Below are 2,245 nucleotides of genomic sequence, written 5' to 3' on the forward strand. Positions count from 1 at the left end.
TAATTAGTGTAGCCGATCCAGTGGGTGCAATTAATTTTAATGGTGGTGGATTTTGTGTGGACATTAATTGTTGATGACGATATCCAAAAATGGATTAGAGCTACCCGTTTTGGCACTCAATATGATCGTAATATATCCCCAAATTTTGACGCAGAATTAACAGCCTTTAAAAAACTAATGAAAATAGAAGAAAATCAAGAAAAAGTTGAACACGCCACCGATAGCTTTTTAACTTATATTGGTTGGGATAGCTCAATCTTTTCCGATTTTTCGTTTAATGATATTTTAGGCATTGATCCCGAAAATAATTCACAATCCCAATTAAATACTCCTTATTCACTAAATTAAGAGCGATAAATATATGACCCTAAAATCATTTTATAAAATTCAAAATCAAATGGTCGACAAATCTTGGCGACATCATGCCACGCCACCGGTTTTACCGTGCTTGGGCGATGAGTTTACTTGTATTCGTGGCACAATAAAATACATTGATCTACAAATGCAACAACAAGCGTTTGAAGTTGAATCGTACCAAAATATGCAAGAATCAATGAAACGAACTAATCGAGCAGCACAAATTGGCGCAATTATAGGCACATTACGGGGCCAAGTTGGTTTAACTAGTATGCCAGAAACTGAACCAGTTTTGCGTAATGCCAATTTTGTCAATGTACAAATTGAAAAAGAGATTTATCGTGGTTGGGTTGGAGATTGTCCATTTCAACCAGGTGATGAAGTGATTGTGGTCGCTGAATGGCAACATGACCATTACGAACTCTATGCCATAGCCAAACCCGATGAACGGATTATTTGTGTTTGCCCTAACTGTTTTCGAGGGCGTTGGGCTTATTCTGTATTTTGCCTTAAATGTACTATTATGACTTTGATAATTGCACTATTAGTCGTGACGGGCATCTATATATATTACCATGGTTTAGATAAAGTTGTTACTTTAAGTAATAGTTATTTAAATAACATTTCAGGTGCTGCAATGGCTTTTGGTACTTTTGCTGTTATTGGTTTTATTATTGCTTTAAAAGACAGCTTTAAAACCAAAGTCAAAATTGCTGAGCAAATATTTAAGGCTTTAAACTTAAAAAAGATATCAAGACTTGATTTAAGAAAATTCACCAATAGAAAATGTTGGAAATTAAAGTTTCAAGGAAAATATAACGTAAATGATAAAAAGCCTAATATTAGCTATAAAATAAAAGTGGATGATAATAATCTTTTTTATTATTAAAAAAATGAATAAGAAAAATGGCGTACTAATATGACCCTAAAATCGTTTTATAAAATTCAAAATCAAATGGTCGACAAATCTTGGCGACATCATGCCACGCCACCGGTTTTACCCTGCTTGGGCGATGAGTTTACTTGTATTCGCGGCACAATAAAATACATTGATTTACAAATGCAACAACAAGCGTTTGAAGTTGAATCGTACCAAAATATGCAAGAATCAATGAAACGAACTAATCGAGCAGCACAAATTGGCGCAATTATAGGCACATTACGGGGCCAAGTTGGTTTAACTAGTATGGCAGAAACTAAACCAGTTTTGCGTAATGCCAATTTTGTCAATGTACAAATTGAAAAAGAGATTTATCGTGGTTGGGTTGGAGATTGTCCATTTCAACCAGGTGATGAAGTGATTGTGGTCGCTGAATGGCAACATGATCATTACGAACTTTATGCCATAGCCAAACCCGATGAACGGATTATTTGTGTTTGCCCTAACTGTTTTCGAGGGCGTTGGGCTTATATTAGATATTGCCTTCCACGTACCGTCATAATGATATTTTTTGCATTATTATTTTTTACTTGTCTAGATATCTATTCTTATGGTTTAGATGCAATATTATCTTTAGATACAAGATTTGTCGAAAATATTCGTGATTATGGAATTGTTTTGGGTGTTTTCGGTATTATAGGTTTGTTTATAGCTATAAAAGACAGCTTTAAAACCAAAGTCAAAATTGCTGAGCAAACATTTAAGGCTTTAAACTTAAAAAAGATATCAAGACTTGATTTAAGAAAATTCACCAATAGAAAATGTTGGAAATTAAAGTTTCAAGGAAAATATAACGTAAATGATAAAAAGCCTAATATTAGCTATAAAATAAAAGTGGATGATAATAATCTTTTTTATTATTAAAAAAACGAATAAGAAAAATAGCGTACTAATATGACCCTAAAATCGTTTTATAAAATTCAAAATCAAATGGTCAGTCTTTATCAA

The 2,245-nt window shown here is 33.1% G+C and carries 3 protein-coding genes; all 3 read left to right on the forward strand.

The window, feature by feature from the left end; translation table 11 throughout:
- The first annotated feature begins 54 nt into the window (after positions 1-54).
- From B9N71_RS09390 to B9N71_RS09400, 3 genes are read left to right on the forward strand one after another with little or no spacing between them, the layout of a single operon-like run.
- Positions 55-348, forward strand: coding sequence for a hypothetical protein (locus B9N71_RS09390; protein WP_143422106.1), 294 nt, complete (start codon positions 55-57; stop codon positions 346-348).
- Positions 349-361: 13 nt separating this feature from the next.
- Entirely contained in the window at positions 362-1,246 is an 885-nt protein-coding gene (locus B9N71_RS09395) for a putative type VI secretion system effector (protein ID WP_065638050.1), read from the forward strand.
- Between the two features lie 30 nt (positions 1,247-1,276).
- Entirely contained in the window at positions 1,277-2,161 is an 885-nt protein-coding gene (locus B9N71_RS09400) for a putative type VI secretion system effector (RefSeq protein ID WP_085165734.1), read from the forward strand.
- Positions 2,162-2,245 lie beyond the last annotated feature (84 nt).

Origin of the sequence: Gilliamella bombi (genome assembly GCF_900103255.1) — a bacterium.
Taxonomy (GTDB): domain Bacteria; phylum Pseudomonadota; class Gammaproteobacteria; order Enterobacterales; family Orbaceae; genus Gilliamella; species Gilliamella bombi.

Excerpts from the sequence above, each read along its gene's own strand:
- B9N71_RS09400 (WP_085165734.1), top strand. The coding sequence starts at position 1,277 with ATGACCCTAAAATCGTTTTATAAAATTCAAAATCAAATGGTCGACAAA.
- B9N71_RS09395 (WP_065638050.1), top strand. The coding sequence starts at position 362 with ATGACCCTAAAATCATTTTATAAAATTCAAAATCAAATGGTCGACAAA.